The sequence below is a fragment of the Pseudomonas sp. 24 E 13 genome (genome assembly GCF_900004715.1).
Lineage (GTDB): Bacteria > Pseudomonadota > Gammaproteobacteria > Pseudomonadales > Pseudomonadaceae > Aquipseudomonas > Aquipseudomonas orientalis_A.
Map to the genome: position 1 here is coordinate 31515 of NZ_CVTO01000064.1, position 18074 is coordinate 49588.

Sequence of the window (18074 nt, forward strand, 5' to 3'; positions counted from 1 at the left end):
CCGGAGGTTTCAGTATGGATGGCTTTCACGATCTCGGCGGTTTCCAGGGCTTTGGAAAAGTCCCCCACACCATCAACAGCTTGAGCTACCAACCGGTGTTCAAGCAGGACTGGGAACACCTGGCCTACAGCCTGATGTTCATCGGTGCCGATCACTTGAAGATGTTCAGCGTGGACGAAGTGCGCCATGCCGTCGAACGCCTGGACGTTCGCCAGCACGTCGGTACCCAGTACTACGAGCGTTATGTGATTGCGACCGCAACCCTGCTGGTCGAGAAAGGCGTGATCACCCAGGCGGAGCTTGATGAGGCCCTGGGGTCTCATTTCAAGCTGGCGAACCCTGCCCAGTCGAGTGGGCGTGCGGCAATCACCGGCCGCGCCCCCTTCGAAGTGGGCGACCGAGTGGTGGTGCGAAACGAATACGTGGCCGGGCATGTGCGCATGCCGGCTTACGTACGGGGCAAGACGGGCGTGGTGCTGCACCGCACGGCTGAAAAATGGCCATTTCCTGACGCGATTGGCCATGGCGATACGCGTGCGGCGCATCAGCCGACCTACCACGTCGAGTTTCGCGTGAAAGACCTGTGGGGCGATGCGGCCGATGAGGGGTTGGTGGTGGTCGACCTGTTCGAAAGCTATCTGGACCACGCCGACGGCACGGTGAGCGCATGACGGACGACGCCTTGACAGGCCGACTGCCGGTGACGGTGCTGTCCGGTTTCCTCGGCGCCGGCAAGACCACGCTGCTCAACCATATCCTGCGCAACCGCGAAGGCCTGCGGGTGGCGGTCATCGTCAATGACATGAGCGAGGTCAACATCGACGCCGCCGAGGTGCAGCGCGATGTGTCGCTGCACCGGGGGCGCGACGAGTTGATCGAGATGAGCAACGGTTGCATCTGCTGCACGCTGCGCGCCGATCTGCTGGAGCAGATCAGCGCCCTGGCACGCCAGCAGCGTTTCGATTACCTGCTCATCGAATCCACCGGCATTTCTGAACCGATGCCGGTCGCGGAGACGTTCGCCTTTCTCGACGCCGACGGCTTCAGCCTCAGCGAACTGGCACGGCTCGATACCCTGGTGACGGTGGTCGATGGCAGCCGTTTCCAGGGGTTGCTGGAGTCATCCGACACCGTCGCCCGCGATGACGCACAAGGCACGACCAGGCGGCCTCTGGCGGATCTTCTGATCGAGCAGGTGGAGTACGCCAACGTCATTCTTGTCAACAAACTGGACCTGCTTGATGCGCCGGGTTACCAGGCCGTGCAGGCGATCCTGGCGGGCCTGAACCCCAGCGCGCGGATCGTGCCGATGACCCACGGCAACACCGCGTTAGCCGGCATTCTCGGAACCCGCCTGTTCGATTTACCCAGCCTTGCGGCATCACCGGGCTGGATGAAACAGATGGAGGAGGGCGACGCAGCGGCCTCCGAGTCGCACACCTATGGCGTGACGTCCTGGGTCTACCGCGAGCGCGCGCCTTTTCACCCGCAGCGCCTGCTCGACTTTCTCAGCCGCCCCTGGAGCAACGGACGCCTGTTGCGCAGCAAAGGTTATTTCTGGCTCGCCAGTCGGCACCAGGAAACCGCTCTGCTGGCACAAAGCGGCAGGCAGTTTCAGTGGGATTATGTCGGCCGCTGGTGGAATTTCGTCGACCCGGCGCAATGGCCGCAGGACCACTATCGGTTGCAGGGCATCATGGCCAAATGGGACAGCATTGTCGGCGATTGCCGCCAGGAACTGGTCTTCATCGGCCAGGACATGGACACCCCCGCACTGCAACGCGCGCTCGACACCTGTCTGCTGAGTGCCGAGGAAATTGCCGCCGGCCCTGTCGCCTGGCAGGCCCTGCCGGGGGCTGCAGTCTTTGATTCACGGGCGTTGTCGACATCGACGTAAGCGACCGGCGCAGACAATGCCAGGCGTTCGTAATTTGTCGCCGTTATCCACAATTTAAGGGCACGGTTAAAGATGAGTTGGCAATGGGTGAAGACAACTCTGGTATCGCCGGGGCCGTTAAAACCAGGTCGATGATTTATATGAGTAAATAAGCGGTTTTGTGTTGGTGTTTGTGAAGTTCTGCAACTGCCTGGGGAGGGGGGATGTGGAATTGCACCCACTTTTTAACCTTACCGTCTGTCAGATTGCCAGCACGCTGTCCGGTTCGCGACTAGTTTCTCCTTGGCAGGATGTTCAACAAGGAGATGAAAAAATGTCATGGACTTTCTATTTAACAATTACCAATGGTACGGACCGAACACTGGAAGTAACTAGCCAGTCAATCGAGTGGGGCACTTGGTATCGTGACTCTCAAGATGACAATGGCCCTTGTAGTATTGCGCCCAACACTACGATTCAAGCACTTGGTATCCGCGCAGCGCGAGGCACGTGGACGGGCTATGAGTGTCACGCGCAGTGGAAAGATAAGGTGCCGCCGGGGGAGAAAGGTTACGGGGCGATCACCTTGATGATTGATGTTCCGTTCTCGGGCTCTAACGATTCGAGCCTGACCAGTGGCGGTGCGCTGACCTCTTATGGTTGGCAAAACCTGCCTTCGGGTGGGCATGATTTCAACCGTTCAATCACTATTCGTGCAGGGCGAGACAAGAAGCTGGTACTCGAAGAAGAAGCGCTTGATCCGGTCGAGCAGGAATATCGTGAATATCTGCTGGAGCTTGCGGCAAGGAACCCCGATGTACGCGATTGGGATCAGGTTGAGAAAGACCTTACGCAAGTGGATGATTTCAATCCATTACAATATATCCCGGATGGCCCGACCCTGAGCCGGCGCCTGCTGGCCCGTTCCGAGCCGTTGGTCATCGAGCCTGAACTCTGGGATGGCATTGGCGATGTGGACTATCCAACACCTTATGCTCAGGATTTGTTCCTCGACGAATATTTTGCTGTTGCGATCTACAGCGTCGGGACTGATCCCAGAAGCTTCATCAATATCCCTGCAGGCTCTTCACGCAAGACCAGCGAGAAGATCACCGTCACGTCGGCAATAAAGAATGTGTTGACCGTCAGCTGGTCGCTCAAGACCTCCCTTTCAGAGAAGGCCGTCGAACCGGTATCCGGTTCTGAAGTGGCCTCCACACTGGATATGGAGTTCGGTGTGACCGATGTGCTGGAGGTGAGCCGGGAGTCGGTTACCGAATCGATTGTCGAGCAGGAGTTCAAGGCGCCGGAGGACAGTGATGTACTGATCGTGCCTTGGGTATTCAGCACGGCGGTTATTGTTTACCGGAGAACCAAGAAGGGCAAGGTCAGTCTGGTAGCGGTGTCTGAATGGGCGCAGATGCAGTTCTTCAAAAGTTACCGTGTACATACCCAATTAAAAATGTCCTGAACAGGAATGTCGACATGAAAATTTCCAGCGTCTTACTGATGAGTATTGCGTTTGTATGTCAAGGCATGGTCTTTGCTGATACACAGAAGTCCAATACTGAAACCTTGTTTTCCAACGATAAGCCACCGCTGATACAGACGGCACAAGAACAGGAGCAAAAAGATGTTGAGGCTGACCGCAATCAATGTTGGTCGGCCAAGAATTGCTCTGGAAAGATCCTGAACAATAAAGATGCACATAACTGTAAGTTGTCCGGCGGTAAGTCTTGGCGGAGCAAGACTACAGGGCAGTGCACCAATCTGTAAGTTAAGGTATCGAGTGTTTTTTTAAAGCGCGTTACCCGCATCGTAGGGTGAACACATCGGCAATGAGCCTCCACACCTTAATAGGCGTGGGGGCTCTTTTAATGGTGCGACTGAACAGATGCATGCCCGCGTATGGGCGCTTGTTGCGTGAGGAGCGTAGCGGGTGTCTTGACTCATCACTCCACCGTGCAGATCCAGCGGTGATTGTGCCGATAGGGCGCGCGGGTGAAGTGCACGTCGGACACCAGATTCAGGCCACGCTCTTTCAGGGCTTGGGTCAGTTGTACGAGTGTTTCTGCCTGGATAGTCATTTCGCTTACCTCGTCAGATTGACTGCGTTCATAATTCTTGACCGAGAGGGCAACTCGCTAATTCAAATTTTCTACAGCGGCGATTGATGCGCTCTGCAAGCCATCGTCGCAACGCCCTGTAGTCCATTGCTTATCTGAACCCGTGGGGCTGCACTTTTTTCCATTCTCCTGATCTACCTCTGTCCCAGCCACCCGATTCCTGCGGGTGGCCAACAGCCATAGACCCGGTGCCGATGGATCGAACGTCAATTGCTTTTATCACCCGCTGGCCGCTGTTGCTGGCTGCGCTGTTAATGTTGTGTACCACTGGCTGCAGCCAGCAACAGGGGCGTGACATCGCCAGGCAGTTCAGCGATGGCAAGCCCGATGAGTTTTTTCAAACCAGCGTGGATCGCATGGCCACCCTGGGCATGCGCGACAACCTGCAAAGCCTTTATCTGCTGATGAGCAAGCTGTACCTGCGCAACCCCAGCCAGTGGCGCCAGTCCGGTTACCCGGATGCGGTGACCGCTGCGCGGACTATTCGTCAGGCGATCGAGAACCGTCAGCCATTGCCAGCGCTGGGGGAGCGTCGTGACCTGGCGGCCCTGAGTTATTCCTTGAGCCCGGAGTTTCGTGGTGATCGGGTGGGGGCGTTTATCTACGCGATCGGCAGCATGCTGGTGACCGCCCACGGTGGGCGCACGCAGTTTTACGTGACCGACTCCATCAACCCGCAGTTCGTCAGCAATGCCGCACGTAATATCGAAAAAGCCACCTGGCTGCTCGGCCAGCGCCAGGATGCCAATGGCGTGTTGCTGCTGTTTTCCAATGAGATTTCGGAGGAGGGCAGCAACCTCAGTTTCGCCGTCGAGTTCGGCAAGATTGTCGCGCGCCTCGACCTGCTGACCCAGATACTCGATGAGCGCTACCGACGCATTGGCCTCAACTACGCGCAAAGTCTGCTGCTGATGAATTTCTTGCCTGTGCAGTGACACGCCGGCGCCAACGAACGATTAATTGGTACGGTGCGTCCCTTTCCTCTGTAGGAAGTTGCCTATCCTGCCCTCGACCGCTTGAAACCTGCCCCCGGTCGGCCCTAGCCTCGGACTTTTCTTAAACATGAGGGCCTACCTTGGGTAAGCGAAAAACGGTTTGGCCTACTGATCGCGAAATCCGCCTGCGATTTATCCTGTTTGCCGTCATCGACGCCGCGAGTGTTCAAGGGGTCGCTTCGGAGGTGCTGATACCCGCGCACAAACTGCTGCGCGATGCGCCGACGGAGGCGCAGCTATGCGACACGCTGGCCGACATATTGGCCACCGATGAGATGTACGGTTTCAGGTTTCCCGTCGGCTCCGACGCTGACGATCTGATGCAGACGCTGGAGTGGTCGGGCAAGCGGGGCAGCGATTGATCACTGGGTTTTCATTTACATAATCCTGGTCCGATACGGTTGTGGGAAAAGTCCGTGACTTGAATCGCGCGTGACTTGGCGGGTGTGGGAGCCTTCCCATGACTGCTCGCGTGCCGGCATTGCCGTGCACGCTCCCGTATTTCAAGGACCTGCCCATGCTGTTGCGCCAACCCCCGCTGCTGTTCGCCGCCCTGACCCTCAGTTCACTGGTACAGGCCGAAGACCTGCAGTTGGCGCCGGTCGAAGTCACGGCGTCCGAAGCCAGCGCCGGCGAGATCGCCCAGGCACAGCTCAACAGCGTGCCCGGCGGTACCAACTTCATCGACATGGACAGCGTGCAGCAGGGGCGGGTGAGCACCAACGAGGATGTCTTCAAGTATCAGGCCGGGGTGTACGCCAAGGCGGCGAATAACGAAGGGGTCAAGTTATCCATTCGCGGTTCGGGCTTGAACCGCAGCCCGGGTTCCCATGCCTCCGGGCTGTATGAAATGTTCGACGGCCTGCCGCTGACCGGCCCCGGCGGCACGCCCTATGAACTCAAGGACCCGTTATGGCAGAGCCGGGTGCAAGTGCTGCGCGGCGCCAACGGTTTCGATCAGGGCGCGTTGGCCCTGGGCGGCGCCGTCAACTATGTGACCCGCACCGGTTATGAGGCGCCCAAACTGCAAGTGCGCTATGAGGCGGGCAGCCGGGGTTACGCCCAGCGCGAAATCAGTTCCGGCCAGGTGCTCGGTGATGCCGATTACTACATCAGCCTCACCGATTCGCAGTCCGACGGTTACCAGCAGCAAAGTGCCGGGACGGGCAAGGGCATCGCGGCCAACTTCGGCTATCGCTTCAACCCCAACCTGGAAACGCGCTTCTATCTGCGCTACCGCGAAACCACCCATGACACGCCGGGCAAGCTCACCCGCGAGCAGATCAGCCATGACCCGCGCGCCGCCAACAGCCTCAACGCCGCCCGCGATTCCAAACGCTTGCAACCGGGTTCCACCTGGCTTGCCAACAAGACCACGTTGCAGTTGGATGATACGTCCCGCGTCGAGGTCGGGCTGGCCTATCACGACTACCCGATGGACCTGCGCGAAGGCACCAATCGCCTGAAAGTCGCCTACACCGACATCAGTGGCACGCTCAATTACATCCGCCAGGACAGCCTGTTCGGCCATGACAGCACCACCACTCTCGGCCTGCGCACCACCCAGGCGATGCCCAACAATGGCGCCTCGGAGTACGTGCGCGTCCCGGCCGGCAACACGGCGGGCTACGCGCCCGGCACCAAGACCCGTGACTACACCTACCTGGGCTCCGACACGGTGTTGCATATCGGCAACGAGCTGGAGCTGGTCCCCGACCTGTGGCTGACCACTGGCGTGGCCGCGATTTATACCCGCCGCGAAACCCAGGTCACCTATCCGGACGGCCAGGCACCGACGCGTCAGCACGATTGGGACTACGCGCCACGCATCGGCCTGCGCTATGACTTTACCCCGCAATTGCAGGTGTACGGCAACCTGAGCCGTTCGGTCGAGCCGCCGCACGCCTGGTCGATGATCTGGGGTTCCAATAAATACTTCAACGCTGGCCCTGCGAATGGGCTGGCACGCGAAGGCGTCAGCCTGAAGAACCAGACCGCCACCACCCTGGAAATTGGCGGGCGCGGCGAGGCCTGGCTTGGCCAATGGGACCTGGCGCTCTACCGCTCCGAAGTGCGCCACGAACTGTTGACCGTGGAAACCCAGGCCCAGACCTCGACCGCCAGTGCCATTGTCGCCGAAGCCAATGCCAGTCCCACCGTGCATCAAGGCGTGGAACTGAGCCTGCTCAGCCCGCTGTGGGACGGCGGCCGCAATGGCCAGCTTGCGCTGCGCCAGGCCTATACCTTCAATGACTTCCACTACCGCGATGATGATCGTTTCGGCGACAACACCTTGCCCGGCATCCCCAGGCACTATTACCAGGCGCAACTGCGCTACAGCCACCCGAGCGGTTTCTACACCAGCCTCAACACCGAGCATGCCTCGCGGGTGGCGGTGGACTACGCCAACTCCTATTACGCGGCAGCCTACACCACCCTTGGCGCCACGTTCGGCTATGACGCGCCCAGGCAGGACTGGCAAGCCTGGGTCGATCTGCGCAACCTGACCAACCGGCGTTATGCCAACACCGTGACGCCGGGTTACGACGACAAAGGCATGGACGTAGCCCGTTCCACACCCGCCGACGGGCGTGGTGTTTACACCGGCGTGTCGTGGCGTTGGCGCTGAATCAACCTTCGTGCTGGCGCAGGCGCTTATAGAGGGTATTTCGGCTCACGCCCAGCTCCCGTGCCAGGTGGGAAATGTTTCCGCCCGCGGCGGCCAGGCGTTGGTTGAGGTCAAGGTTGTCATCCAGGCGTTCGCGGCTGGACAGCGGCGCCGCCTGTTTCAAGTCGGTAAAAAAGTCATCGGGCAGGTGTTCCGGGCGGATCGGCTGTTCTTCGGCCATCGCCAACGCCACCTGCAACACACTGCTCACCTGCCGCAAATTGCCCGGCCACGGGTGCTGGTCGAACAGCTTGAGCACCTCGGCACTCAGCCCGGCCCACTGGGTGGGCTCGCGGTGTTGCTGCCACAGTTGCTGGAACAGCGCCTGCTTGTCGCTGCGCTCGCGCAACGGCGGCAGCTCCAGGGTCAGGCCGCCGATGCGGTAGTACAAATCCTCACGAAAGCGCCCGGTTTGTACCAGCTCCCGTAGCGCGCGGTTGGTCGCCGAGATGATGCGCAAGTCCACCGCGAACACCTCGCTGCTGCCCACCGGTTGCACGCACCGCTCCTGCAGCACACGCAGCAGGCGGGCCTGGGTGGGTAACGGCATGTCGCCGATTTCATCGAGAAACAGGGTGCCCTTGTCGGCCTTGCGGATCAGGCCGATGCTGCCTTTTTGATTGGCGCCGGTGAACGCGCCTTTTTCATAGCCAAACAGTTCCGATTCCACCAGCTCAGCCGGAATCGCCGCACAGTTCACCGCGATCAATGCCTGGCGGCTGCGGGAGCTGGCCTGGTGCAGGGCTTTGACGAACACCTCTTTGCCCACGCCGGTTTCGCCGTGGATCAACAACGGAATGTCTTTTTCCAGCAGGCGCTCGGCCTGGCGCACGGCTTTCTCCACGCGCGCATCGCCAAAGTGCAGGGTGTTGAGGCTGACGGCGGTCGGCTTCGACGGCGCAGGCTGATTGAACAGCCGCGCCTGTACCGGCGTCTGCCTGGGCCGCTTGAGCAGGCACTGGAAACGATTGCGTCCCGGCGCCTGCAGGGAAAACGGCAGCCCCTGCGGCTGATTCAACAACTCCAGCAGCGATACCTTGAACAAGCTGTCGATCATCACCCGCGACAAACTGATGCCCAGCAGGTTGTCTGCGCGGCGGTTGGCCGACAGCACCTGGCCGCTTTCATCGAAGATCAGCAGGCCCGCCCACTGGCTGTCGAGGTTGCTCAGCCCGGTGTTGAACGTCAGCTGGAAATGCTCGCCGCGAAACAGGTTGAGGATCAGCCGGTTCTCCACGGTCTGGCTCATCATCTTGACCATGCCCAGGGTGTGGGAGGGCGGCAGGTAGCTGTCGCTGGACACATCCAGCACCGCAATGATCTCGCGTTGGGCGTCGAAAATCGGCGCCGCCGAACCGGTCATGAAGCGATTGGCCTTGAGGAAGTGTTCGTCGTGTTCGATATGCACCGCCTGGGCGCAGGCCAGGGCGGTGCCGATGGCATTGGTGCCGCTGGCGCGCTCCATCCAGCTGGCGCCTGCGCTGAAACCACGGGCCAGCCCGGGTTCGATAAACCGCTGGGTGCCCCACGACGTCAGGACCTGGCCCTGGTTGTCGGCGAGCATGATCAGGCAGTTGGAATTGCTCAGGATGTTTTCGTAGTAGGGCAGCACCTCCTGGTGGGTGGTCTGCACCAGTGAATGCTGGCTCTCCAGCAACTGCCGAATGCCCTCGGCGGGCAACTGATCGAAGCTGGGGACGCTTTGGTGATCCAGTCCGAACGCGCGGCAACGGCGCCAGGAGTCCTGGATGATGGTGTCGTGAGCCAGTGGTTCGGCCATGGGTGACCTTCTTTTTATTGTTATAGGGCTTACACAATCCAACGGATGTAACCAGACCCATGTGGGAGGGGGCTTGCCCCCGATAGCGGTGTGTCAGTCAGCACTTCCGTTACTGATGTACCGCCATCGGGGGCAAGCCCCCTCCCACATTTAATCTTCATCGCCCATAAAGTGTTGTTCACAACTGTTCATTGTCAACTGCAAATCTGTTCAATTGTTCAGCCTGAACTGTTCATTTTATTCACGCTTGAACATGCCTCTGAGCCCATTCCCTTGTGAATCAATCACCTGCCATCCTTGGCACGAAACTCGCTCTGACAACTGGCCAGATTCATTCCAATAATAAAAAGGTCGTGTCATGTCATTGACCCTGGAACATGTCTCCCGCGTTGTCGAAGGTCAAACCTGGATCGACGACGCCACCCTGCGTTTCGAGCCCGGTTCCTTCAACGTATTGCTCGGTCGCACCCTGTCCGGCAAGACCAGTCTGATGCGCCTGATGGCCGGGCTGGACAAGCCCGACAGCGGCCGCATCCTGATGAACGGTGTGGATGTCACGCAAAAGCCGGTACGCCTACGCAACGTGTCAATGGTCTATCAGCAGTTCATCAACTACCCGACCATGACCGTGTTCGAAAACATCGCCTCGCCCTTGCGCCAGGCTGGTGTGTCCAATGAGCTGATCCAGAGCAAGGTGCTGGAAACGGCGCGGATGCTGCGTATCGAGAAATTCCTGCAACGCCACCCGCTGGAACTGTCCGGCGGCCAGCAGCAGCGTACGGCCATGGCCCGGGCCCTGGTCAAGGACGCCGAGTTGATCCTGTTCGATGAGCCTCTGGTCAACCTGGACTACAAGTTGCGCGAAGAACTGCGCCAGGAAATGCGCGAGCTGTTCAAGGCGCGCCACACCATCGCCATTTACGCCACCACCGAACCCAACGAAGCCCTGGCGCTGGGCGGTACCACCACCATTCTTCACGAGGGCCGGGTGATCCAGAGCGGCAAGGCCGCCGAGGTCTATCACCAGCCGCAGACCGTGCTGGCGGCCGAGCTGTTCTCCGAGCCGCCGATCAACCTGATGCCGGGGCGCATCAGTGGCAATGAAGTGAGCTTCGCCAACTTCGTGCACTTTCCGCTGAATGTCGACCTGCGTCCCATCGGCGAAGGCGAGTTCCGTTTCGGCGTGCGTCCCAGCCATATCAGCCTGGTACCCAGCAACGACGATGACCTGGAACTGGCGGTGACCGTGGAGGTCGCCGAAATCAGCGGTTCGGAAACCTTCCTGCACGTGCGCAGCGAACATTTCCTGCTGGTGCTGCACTTGCCTGGGGTGCATGAGTACGACGTCGACGCGCCGATCCGCGTGTATATCCCCACCCATAAACTGTTTGTGTTCGATGGTCAGGGTCGTTTGGTCCAGGCCCCCGGGCGCCGTATTGCGAGGGTTGCCTGATGGCCGAGATCCATTTGCGCAACCTGGCGCACAGCTACAGTCCGACGCCGAATGGGCCGGAAGACTACGCCATTCGGGAAATGAATCACGTGTGGGAGCAGGGCGGTGCCTACGCCTTGCTCGGGCCGTCGGGCTGCGGCAAGTCGACCCTGCTAAATATCATCTCCGGCCTGCTCAGCCCGTCCGAGGGCCAGGTGTTGTTCGACACCCAGGTGGTCAACGACCTCACCCCGGAGAAGCGCAACATCGCCCAGGTGTTCCAGTTCCCGGTGGTGTACGACACCATGACGGTGTTCGACAACCTGGCGTTTCCGCTGCGCAACCAAGGCATGGCCGAGGCGAAAATTCACAGCAAGGTGCAGGAAATCGCCGAGGTCCTCGACCTGCAGAACCTGCTGAGCAAAAAAGCCCGCAACCTGACCGCTGACGAAAAACAGAAAGTCTCCATGGGCCGTGGCCTGGTGCGCGACGACGTCTCGGCGATCCTGTTCGATGAGCCGCTGACGGTGATCGACCCGCACCTGAAGTGGAAACTGCGGCGCAAGCTCAAGCAGATCCACGAGCAGTTCAATATCACCATGGTCTACGTCACCCACGACCAGTTGGAAGCCTCTACCTTCGCCGACAAGATCGCGGTGATGTACGGCGGGCAGATCGTGCAGTTCGGCACGCCGCGCGAATTGTTCGAGCGCCCCAGTCACACCTTTGTCGGCTATTTCATCGGCAGCCCCGGGATGAATCTGATTCAAGTGCAGGCCGAGGCGGGCGGAGTGCGCTTTGCCGGCACCCACCTGCCACTGTCCGAAGCCTTGCAGCGACGTCTCGAGGCCACCGATTACAAAAAACTGCAGGTGGGTATTCGTCCGGAGTTCATCCACGTGTGGGACGAGCCCAACCCTGACGCGCTGCAGGCCGACGTCACCCACGTGGAAGACCTGGGCACCTACAAGATCATGACCCTCAACCTCGACGGCGCCACGCTCAAAGTGCGCCTGGCCGAAGACAAACCAGTGCCCGAAGGCCGCGCCTGCATCAGCTTCCCGGCGCAATGGCTGATGCTCTACGCCGATGATTACCTGCTGGAGGTGCTGCCATGAACAAGGTGCAGAACAACAAGGCCTGGTGGCTGGTGCTGCCGGTGTTCCTGCTGGTGGCGTTCAGTGCCGTGATCCCGATGATGACCGTGGTCAACTACTCGGTGCAGGATATTTTTGACCAGTCCAGCCGCTACTTCGTCGGCGCCGACTGGTACAAACAAGTGCTGCTCGACCCACGCCTGCATGACTCGCTGCTGCGCCAGTTCATCTACTCGGCCTGTGTGCTGCTGATCGAAATCCCCCTGGGCATCGCCATCGCCCTGACCATGCCGACCAAGGGGCGCTGGTCGTCGCTGGTGCTGATCGTGCTGGCGATCCCCTTGCTGATCCCGTGGAACGTGGTCGGCACCATCTGGCAGATCTTCGGGCGCGCCGATATCGGCCTGCTCGGTTACAGCCTCAATGCCCTGGGCATCAGCTACAACTACGCGGCCAACACGGCGGACGCCTGGGTCACCGTGCTGGTGATGGATGTGTGGCACTGGACATCCCTGGTGGCGCTGCTGTGCTACTCGGGGCTGCGCGCAATTCCGGACGTGTACTACCAGGCGGCGCGCATCGATCGCGCATCGGCCTGGGCGGTGTTCCGACATATCCAGCTGCCGAAGATGAAAAGCGTGCTGTTGATTGCGGTGATGCTGCGCTTCATGGACAGCTTCATGATCTACACCGAGCCGTTCGTACTCACCGGTGGCGGGCCGGGTAATGCCACCACGTTCCTGAGTCAGACCTTGACCCAGATGGCCGTGGGCCAATTCGATCTCGGCCCGGCGGCGGCGTTTTCCCTGGTGTACTTCCTGATCATCCTGTTGGTGTCCTGGCTGTTCTACACCGCCATGACCCACTCCGACGCCAACCGCTGAGGCCGCCAACATGAGCAAGCGCAAACTTATTCCGCTACTGGTTTACATCCTGTTCCTGCTGGTGCCGATCTACTGGCTGCTGAACATGTCCTTCAAGAGCAACACCGAAATCCTCGGCGGGCTGACCCTGTTTCCGCAGGATTTCACCCTGGCCAACTACAAGGTGATCTTCACCGACCCCAGCTGGTACACCGGCTACCTCAACTCGCTGTACTACGTGAGCCTGAACACGGTGATCTCCCTGAGCGTGGCGTTGCCGGCAGCCTACGCGTTTTCGCGCTACCGTTTCCTCGGCGACAAGCACCTGTTCTTCTGGCTGTTGACCAACCGCATGGCGCCGCCGGCGGTATTTTTGCTGCCGTTTTTCCAGCTGTATTCGTCCATCGGCCTGTTCGATACCCATATCGCAGTGGCGCTGGCGCATTGTTTGTTCAACGTGCCGCTGGCGGTGTGGATTCTTGAGGGTTTCATGTCCGGCGTGCCCAAGGAAATCGACGAAACCGCCTACATCGATGGCTACTCGTTTCCCAAGTTCTTCGTGAAGATTTTCATCCCGCTGATCGGCTCCGGCATCGGTGTGACGGCGTTTTTCTGCTTCATGTTTTCCTGGGTCGAACTGTTGCTGGCGCGCACGCTGACCTCGGTCAATGCCAAGCCCATCGCGGCGGTGATGACCCGCACGGTGTCGGCCTCGGGTATCGATTGGGGCGTGCTGGCGGCGGCGGGGGTGTTGACCATCCTGCCGGGCATGCTGGTGATTTGGTTTGTTCGTAACCACGTGGCCAAGGGCTTCGCCCTGGGCCGGGTCTAGAGGAATCAATGATGGAATGGATGGCCTGGACCACCCCCACGGCGCTGTTCTTTGGCGGCATCGCGCTGATTCTGGCAGGCATGACCACCTGGGAGTTGCGCTCGCCGAGTATCCCTCGGCGCGGTTTTCTGCCGATCAGCACCACCCGTGGTGATCGCTTGTTTATCGGTCTTCTCGGCAGCGCCTACCTGCATTTGCTGGTCATCGGCGTTACCGACTGGAGCATCTGGGTGGCGTCCGCGCTCTCCCTGGTATGGCTGTTGAGTGTGATGCGTTGGGGCTAGGTAGGCACCACCCTGTAGGAGCGAGCTTGCTCGCGAAAATCGTCAACGATAACGCAGTGCTCCTGGTAGCCCGCGGTGTTTGTGAGTTTTTCGCGAGCAAGCTCGCTCCTGCAAGAGAGGGGTGTCTGCGAGTCCCGTGTGAAATTAACCTGGAGGTCTCTATGTTGAATAAAAACAATAAGCTGCGACATAGCATTTCATTGGCCGCCGTACTGGCCCTCAGTGGTTTGAGCGCTTCGGCCTGGGCGGATGCGTATGAAGATGCGGCGAAAAAATGGATCGGCAGCGAGTTCAAACCGTCCACGCTCACCGAAGCCCAGCAGCTTGAGGAATTGAAGTGGTTTATCAAGGCCGCCGAACCCTTCCGTGGGATGAAGATCAACGTGGTGTCGGAAACCCTCACCACCCACGAATATGAATCCAAGGTGCTGGCCAAGGCCTTCAGCGAAATCACCGGGATCAAGCTGACCCACGACCTGCTGCAGGAAGGCGACGTGGTGGAGAAGCTGCAAACCCAGATGCAATCGGACAAGAATATCTATGACGGCTGGGTCAACGACTCGGACCTGATCGGCACGCACTTTCGCTACGGCAAGACCGAATCCATCACCGACCTGATGGCCAACGAAGGCAAGGACTTTACCTCGCCAACCCTGGACCTCAAGGACTTCATTGGCCTGTCTTTCACCACTGCGCCGGACGGCAAGATTTACCAGCTGCCCGACCAGCAGTTCGCCAACCTTTACTGGTTTCGCGCCGACTGGTTCGAGCGCCCGGAGCTGAAAGCCAAGTTCAAGGAAAAATACGGCTACGAGCTCGGCGTGCCGGTGAATTGGTCCGCCTATGAAGACATCGCCAAATTCTTCAGCGAAGACGTCAAGGAGATCGACGGCAAGCGCGTCTATGGGCACATGGACTACGGCAAGAAAGACCCGTCCCTGGGCTGGCGTTTCACCGATGCCTGGTTCTCCATGGCCGGTGGCGGCGACAAGGGACTGCCCAACGGCCTGCCGGTGGACGAGTGGGGCATTCGCGTGGAGGACTGCCACCCGGTGGGTTCCAGCGTGACCCGCGGCGGCGACACCAACGGCCCGGCGGCGGTGTTCGCCACGCAGAAATATGTGGACTGGATGAAGGCCTATGCGCCACCGGAAGCGGCGGGCATGACCTTCTCCGAATCCGGCCCGGTGCCGTCCCAGGGCAACATCGCCCAGCAGATCTTCTGGTACACCGCGTTTACTGCCGACATGGTCAAGCCGGGCCTGCCGGTGGTGAACGCCGACGGCACGCCGAAATGGCGCATGGCGCCGTCGCCGGTCGGGCCGTACTGGGAGAAGGGCATGAAGAAGGGCTATCAGGACGTGGGTTCCTGGACCTTCCTCAAGTCCACGCCGGAGAAACAGAAACTCGCGGCCTGGCTCTACGCGCAGTTCGTCACCTCCAAAACCGTGTCCTTGAAGAAAACCATCGTCGGTCTCACGCCGATTCGTGAGTCCGATATCAACTCCCAGGCCATGACCGACATGGCCCCCAAACTCGGCGGTCTGGTGGAGTTCTACCGCAGCCCGGCGCGCACCGAGTGGTCGCCGACCGGCACCAACGTGCCGGACTATCCACGTCTGGCGCAACTGTGGTGGAGCAACATCGCCGCCGCCGCCAGCGGCGAGAAAACCCCGCAACAGGCGCTGGACAACCTGGCCAAGGAGCAGGACGCGATCATGACGCGCCTGGAACGCTCCAAGGTGCAACCGGTGTGCGGCCCGAAAATGAACCCCGAGCGTGACGCGCAATACTGGTTCGACCAGCCGGGCGCGCCAAAACCGAAACTGGCCAACGAGAAGCCCAAAGGCGAGACCGTGAACTACAACGACCTGCTCAAACAGTGGGAGGCGGCGCGTAAATAACAACGCAGCAACCCAGGATGTAAAAAATGTGGGAGGGGGCTTGCCCCCTCCCACATTTTCACCGCTCGGATAAGCTGGCCTGCATTTCATCTGGTGGTCCGAGACAGCATGCCGGGTTGCGACTAGACTGCTGAGCATTCATACAGGAGGTCATCTGATGGGTGTTCCACTTTCCCCAATTGTTTCGGAGTTTGAAACCGAAGAACAGGCGAGTAGCCATGATCGCTGGTTTCGTAAAAAGGTCGAAAAAAGCCTGAGCAGTCCCGGCCCTGGTGTCGCGCATGATGAGGTCATGGCGAGGGTTGAAGCGATCATTCAGGAAGCGGAGCGTAAACAGAGGGCGAATGCCTGATGCTGTCCGTTGTTTGGCTTGATGAAGCCATCAGCGACCTGATTGATATCGTGACCTTTATCGCAGCCCACAACCCTGGCGCCGCCCGACGCCTCAAAACCCGCCTTGAAGGTGCGCCGTTACCGCTGACGGAACATCCGTACTTGTATCCGAACGGTCGAGTTCCAGGGACTCGCGAGATCGTCGTTCACCCTAATTACGTGCTGGTTTACCGAGTCACCGCAGAGCGCATTGAGATCGTCAGCGTATTGCACGCCCGGGAAGAGTATCCCTGATTTTCTGCGCCTCAAATCTTATCGGTAGGAAAAGCCACTAACCCAGGCATCACGACCGCTTATCCCCCCTTCAACAACCTCATTTGAATTTTCCGCACCTCCCAAGGCTCTGCATTTTATAGGCGCGTGGTTCAAGCGCTTTTGCGGGGCCGCCTTGCAGGCTGGCCCGTTGTAACGGACTTTGCGGAAACTGCCACCATGACACTCCTCACAGCGCTGTCGGGCCAACCGGCCTCTGTCACAGACTCGGCCCAGGGCCGCCATCAACGGGTCTACCAACAGCTGTATGGTGAATCTGCGGATGCCACGCAAGTGGCGCGTGACTACCTGCAGGATCAATTGGCGCAGGTGGAAGCGACCGTCAGCGACCTGCCGGAGGTGCCCGAGCAGTTGCCGGCCTGGGTGGAACAGCGCTGCGCCGCCGTGGCCCAGGCCTACGCCGAGTACCTGGAGCAACGCCAGCAAGGCCGGCCGCGCCGCTACTTCCACAGCAAGGCGCACGCGCTGTATGTGCTGCAACGCGTGGCCCCGACCAAACAGGTCGACGGTGCGTGGCTCTACGGCCTGCTGCGCTATTGGCAGGATCAGCGCTTCGACGGCCTGCTGACCACTTACCTTGAAGAGTTGGGCGACGGCGAAGCCGCACAGAACCATGTGGTGATCTATCGCAAGCTGCTCAGCGAGCATGATGCCGACAGCGAGGCGGGGCTCGAGGACGGCCACTATCTGCAAGGCGCATTGCAACTGGCCCTGGGCCTGTGTGCCGAGGAGTTCCTGCCGGAAATCATCGGCTACAACCTGGGCTATGAGCAGTTGCCGCTGCACCTGCTGATCACTGCCTACGAACTGAGCGAGCTGGGCATCGACCCCTATTACTTCACCCTTCACGTGACCATCGACAACGCCAGCAGCGGCCACGCCAGCAAAGCCGCGCAGTCGGTACTCAACCTGCTGCCGCTGGGGGAGGGCAGGGAAGACTTCTACCGTCGTGTCGCCGCCGGCTATCGCCTCAATGACCTTGGCCCAGGCACCACTGCGGTCATCGAGGGCTTTGATCTGCAGGATGAAGTGATGGCCATGCTCGAACGCAAGCGCAGCTTTGGCCAGCATATGCATTCGGACTACTGCCGCTTCGAAGGCAAGACAGTCAATCAGTGGCTGGCCAAGCCCGGGCAGATGGGGGAATTCCTCAGGGCGATGGAGGAAAAGGGTTGGATCAAACGCAACCAGGACCCCGCCGAGAGCCGCTTCTGGCAGTTGATCGAAGGCGCGGGCGCGGCGATGTTCGGGGTGTTCAGCGGCTATGAAAAACAGATGCTGCATGACTGGATCGCCGGTGACTGGATCGGCACCCAGCGTGTGGCCCCGGTACGACCGGGGCGCGGCAGCCGTTTCAGCCGCGAACAGCACCGCCCGGCTGATCCGGATACCCAGGCCCTCGTCGAATCACTCTGGAGCCTGCCCGATGAGCAGCAACTGGGCGCGCTGATCCCGTGGATGTCGGCGCGGCGCCACTGCAGCCCTGCCGGGTTGTATGCCACCCGCCGTTTTATCCAACTGCGCGCGCGTCTGCGCTAAGGAAATCTGTCC

At 60.0% G+C, this 18074-nt stretch carries 18 protein-coding genes; 16 read left to right on the forward strand and 2 right to left on the reverse strand.

Translation table 11 applies throughout. The features are described from left to right. The first annotated feature begins 14 nt into the window (after nucleotides 1-14). The 4 genes from nthB to BFP90_RS03465 all read left to right on the forward strand — a co-directional run bounded on the left by nthB (nucleotide 15) and on the right by BFP90_RS03465 (nucleotide 3652). Nucleotides 15-671 carry a nitrile hydratase subunit beta gene (nthB, locus tag BFP90_RS03450; RefSeq protein WP_065895954.1) on the forward strand — a complete coding sequence of 219 codons (657 nt, stop codon included), beginning with the start codon at nucleotides 15-17 and terminating at the stop codon, nucleotides 669-671. After that, complete coding sequence (locus BFP90_RS03455; RefSeq protein WP_065895955.1) at nucleotides 668-1897, forward strand: GTP-binding protein; 1230 nt, start codon at nucleotides 668-670, stop codon at nucleotides 1895-1897. The genes nthB and BFP90_RS03455 overlap by 4 nt, the downstream gene beginning before the upstream one ends. A 205-nt stretch (nucleotides 1898-2102) precedes the next feature. Then, on the forward strand, nucleotides 2103-3347 hold the full coding sequence (locus BFP90_RS03460; RefSeq protein WP_205928399.1) for a hypothetical protein: 1245 nt from the start codon (nucleotides 2103-2105) through the stop codon (nucleotides 3345-3347). A 14-nt stretch (nucleotides 3348-3361) separates the two neighbouring features. Continuing rightward, complete coding sequence (locus BFP90_RS03465; protein WP_065892823.1) at nucleotides 3362-3652, forward strand: hypothetical protein; 291 nt, start codon at nucleotides 3362-3364, stop codon at nucleotides 3650-3652. Between the two features lie 176 nt (nucleotides 3653-3828). Here the strand turns inward: BFP90_RS03465 and BFP90_RS29030 are convergent, their stop codons facing one another. Then, nucleotides 3829-3963 (reverse strand): hypothetical protein, encoded by a 135-nt coding sequence (locus BFP90_RS29030; RefSeq protein ID WP_256095189.1) that lies wholly within the window; start codon nucleotides 3961-3963, stop codon nucleotides 3829-3831. A gap of 233 nt (nucleotides 3964-4196) precedes the next feature. Between BFP90_RS29030 and BFP90_RS03475 the strand changes: the two genes are divergently transcribed. The 3 genes from BFP90_RS03475 to BFP90_RS03485 all read left to right on the forward strand — a co-directional run bounded on the left by BFP90_RS03475 (nucleotide 4197) and on the right by BFP90_RS03485 (nucleotide 7626). Continuing rightward, entirely contained in the window at nucleotides 4197-4937 is a 741-nt protein-coding gene (locus tag BFP90_RS03475) for a hypothetical protein (protein WP_065895956.1), read from the forward strand. Nucleotides 4938-5077: 140 nt separating this feature from the next. Beyond that, nucleotides 5078-5359: a hypothetical protein gene (locus tag BFP90_RS03480; RefSeq protein WP_065892826.1), complete on the forward strand. Its 282-nt coding sequence runs from the start codon at nucleotides 5078-5080 to the stop codon at nucleotides 5357-5359. 155 nt (nucleotides 5360-5514) lie between these two features. Continuing rightward, nucleotides 5515-7626 (forward strand): TonB-dependent receptor family protein, encoded by a 2112-nt coding sequence (locus BFP90_RS03485; RefSeq protein WP_065895957.1) that lies wholly within the window; start codon nucleotides 5515-5517, stop codon nucleotides 7624-7626. Between the two features lies 1 nt (nucleotide 7627). Here BFP90_RS03485 and BFP90_RS03490 read toward each other — a convergent pair whose 3' ends face one another. Continuing rightward, nucleotides 7628-9445 (reverse strand): sigma-54-dependent Fis family transcriptional regulator, encoded by a 1818-nt coding sequence (locus BFP90_RS03490; protein ID WP_065895958.1) that lies wholly within the window; start codon nucleotides 9443-9445, stop codon nucleotides 7628-7630. A 358-nt stretch (nucleotides 9446-9803) separates the two neighbouring features. Between BFP90_RS03490 and BFP90_RS03495 the strand changes: the two genes are divergently transcribed. From BFP90_RS03495 to BFP90_RS03535, 9 genes are all read left to right on the forward strand, one after another. Further along, entirely contained in the window at nucleotides 9804-10898 is a 1095-nt protein-coding gene (locus tag BFP90_RS03495; RefSeq protein WP_065885009.1) for an ABC transporter ATP-binding protein, read from the forward strand. Continuing rightward, nucleotides 10898-11995, forward strand: coding sequence for an ABC transporter ATP-binding protein (locus BFP90_RS03500; RefSeq protein WP_065892828.1), 1098 nt, complete (start codon nucleotides 10898-10900; stop codon nucleotides 11993-11995). The genes BFP90_RS03495 and BFP90_RS03500 overlap by 1 nt, the downstream gene beginning before the upstream one ends. Next, entirely contained in the window at nucleotides 11992-12858 is an 867-nt protein-coding gene (locus BFP90_RS03505) for a carbohydrate ABC transporter permease (protein WP_003174635.1), read from the forward strand. The genes BFP90_RS03500 and BFP90_RS03505 overlap by 4 nt, the downstream gene beginning before the upstream one ends. A 10-nt stretch (nucleotides 12859-12868) precedes the next feature. Continuing rightward, nucleotides 12869-13669: a carbohydrate ABC transporter permease gene (locus BFP90_RS03510; RefSeq protein WP_003192012.1), complete on the forward strand. Its 801-nt coding sequence runs from the start codon at nucleotides 12869-12871 to the stop codon at nucleotides 13667-13669. An 11-nt stretch (nucleotides 13670-13680) separates the two neighbouring features. Further along, nucleotides 13681-13953 carry a DUF2160 domain-containing protein gene (locus BFP90_RS03515; RefSeq protein WP_003232363.1) on the forward strand — a complete coding sequence of 91 codons (273 nt, stop codon included), beginning with the start codon at nucleotides 13681-13683 and terminating at the stop codon, nucleotides 13951-13953. 161 nt (nucleotides 13954-14114) lie between these two features. Continuing rightward, complete coding sequence (locus BFP90_RS03520) at nucleotides 14115-15857, forward strand: ABC transporter substrate-binding protein (RefSeq protein ID WP_065885013.1); 1743 nt, start codon at nucleotides 14115-14117, stop codon at nucleotides 15855-15857. A gap of 157 nt (nucleotides 15858-16014) precedes the next feature. Next, nucleotides 16015-16209, forward strand: coding sequence for a type II toxin-antitoxin system RelB family antitoxin (locus BFP90_RS03525; protein ID WP_065892829.1), 195 nt, complete (start codon nucleotides 16015-16017; stop codon nucleotides 16207-16209). After that, on the forward strand, nucleotides 16209-16484 hold the full coding sequence (locus BFP90_RS03530; RefSeq protein WP_065892830.1) for a type II toxin-antitoxin system RelE/ParE family toxin: 276 nt from the start codon (nucleotides 16209-16211) through the stop codon (nucleotides 16482-16484). The genes BFP90_RS03525 and BFP90_RS03530 overlap by 1 nt, the downstream gene beginning before the upstream one ends. Before the next feature lie 198 nt (nucleotides 16485-16682). After that, nucleotides 16683-18062, forward strand: a complete 1380-nt coding sequence (locus BFP90_RS03535; protein ID WP_065895959.1) for an iron-containing redox enzyme family protein — start codon at nucleotides 16683-16685, stop codon at nucleotides 18060-18062. The last annotated feature ends 12 nt before the right edge of the window (nucleotides 18063-18074 follow it).

What these genes read in the sequence shown, in the direction of transcription:
- BFP90_RS03510 (WP_003192012.1), top strand. Translation starts at nt 12,869, where the DNA reads ATGAGCAAGCGCAAACTTATTCCGCTACTGGTTTACATCCTGTTCCTG.
- BFP90_RS03520 (WP_065885013.1), top strand. Translation starts at nt 14,115, where the DNA reads ATGTTGAATAAAAACAATAAGCTGCGACATAGCATTTCATTGGCCGCC.
- BFP90_RS03515 (WP_003232363.1), top strand. Translation starts at nt 13,681, where the DNA reads ATGGAATGGATGGCCTGGACCACCCCCACGGCGCTGTTCTTTGGCGGC.
- BFP90_RS03530 (WP_065892830.1), top strand. Translation starts at nt 16,209, where the DNA reads ATGCTGTCCGTTGTTTGGCTTGATGAAGCCATCAGCGACCTGATTGAT.
- BFP90_RS03500 (WP_065892828.1), top strand. Translation starts at nt 10,898, where the DNA reads ATGGCCGAGATCCATTTGCGCAACCTGGCGCACAGCTACAGTCCGACG.
- BFP90_RS03535 (WP_065895959.1), top strand. Translation starts at nt 16,683, where the DNA reads ATGACACTCCTCACAGCGCTGTCGGGCCAACCGGCCTCTGTCACAGAC.
- nthB (WP_065895954.1), top strand. Translation starts at nt 15, where the DNA reads ATGGATGGCTTTCACGATCTCGGCGGTTTCCAGGGCTTTGGAAAAGTC.
- BFP90_RS03505 (WP_003174635.1), top strand. Translation starts at nt 11,992, where the DNA reads ATGAACAAGGTGCAGAACAACAAGGCCTGGTGGCTGGTGCTGCCGGTG.
- BFP90_RS03490 (WP_065895958.1), bottom strand. Translation starts at nt 9,445, where the DNA reads ATGGCCGAACCACTGGCTCACGACACCATCATCCAGGACTCCTGGCGC.
- BFP90_RS03455 (WP_065895955.1), top strand. Translation starts at nt 668, where the DNA reads ATGACGGACGACGCCTTGACAGGCCGACTGCCGGTGACGGTGCTGTCC.
- BFP90_RS29030 (WP_256095189.1), bottom strand. Translation starts at nt 3,963, where the DNA reads ATGACTATCCAGGCAGAAACACTCGTACAACTGACCCAAGCCCTGAAA.
- BFP90_RS03485 (WP_065895957.1), top strand. Translation starts at nt 5,515, where the DNA reads ATGCTGTTGCGCCAACCCCCGCTGCTGTTCGCCGCCCTGACCCTCAGT.
- BFP90_RS03495 (WP_065885009.1), top strand. Translation starts at nt 9,804, where the DNA reads ATGTCATTGACCCTGGAACATGTCTCCCGCGTTGTCGAAGGTCAAACC.
- BFP90_RS03475 (WP_065895956.1), top strand. Translation starts at nt 4,197, where the DNA reads ATGGATCGAACGTCAATTGCTTTTATCACCCGCTGGCCGCTGTTGCTG.
- BFP90_RS03525 (WP_065892829.1), top strand. Translation starts at nt 16,015, where the DNA reads ATGGGTGTTCCACTTTCCCCAATTGTTTCGGAGTTTGAAACCGAAGAA.
- BFP90_RS03465 (WP_065892823.1), top strand. Translation starts at nt 3,362, where the DNA reads ATGAAAATTTCCAGCGTCTTACTGATGAGTATTGCGTTTGTATGTCAA.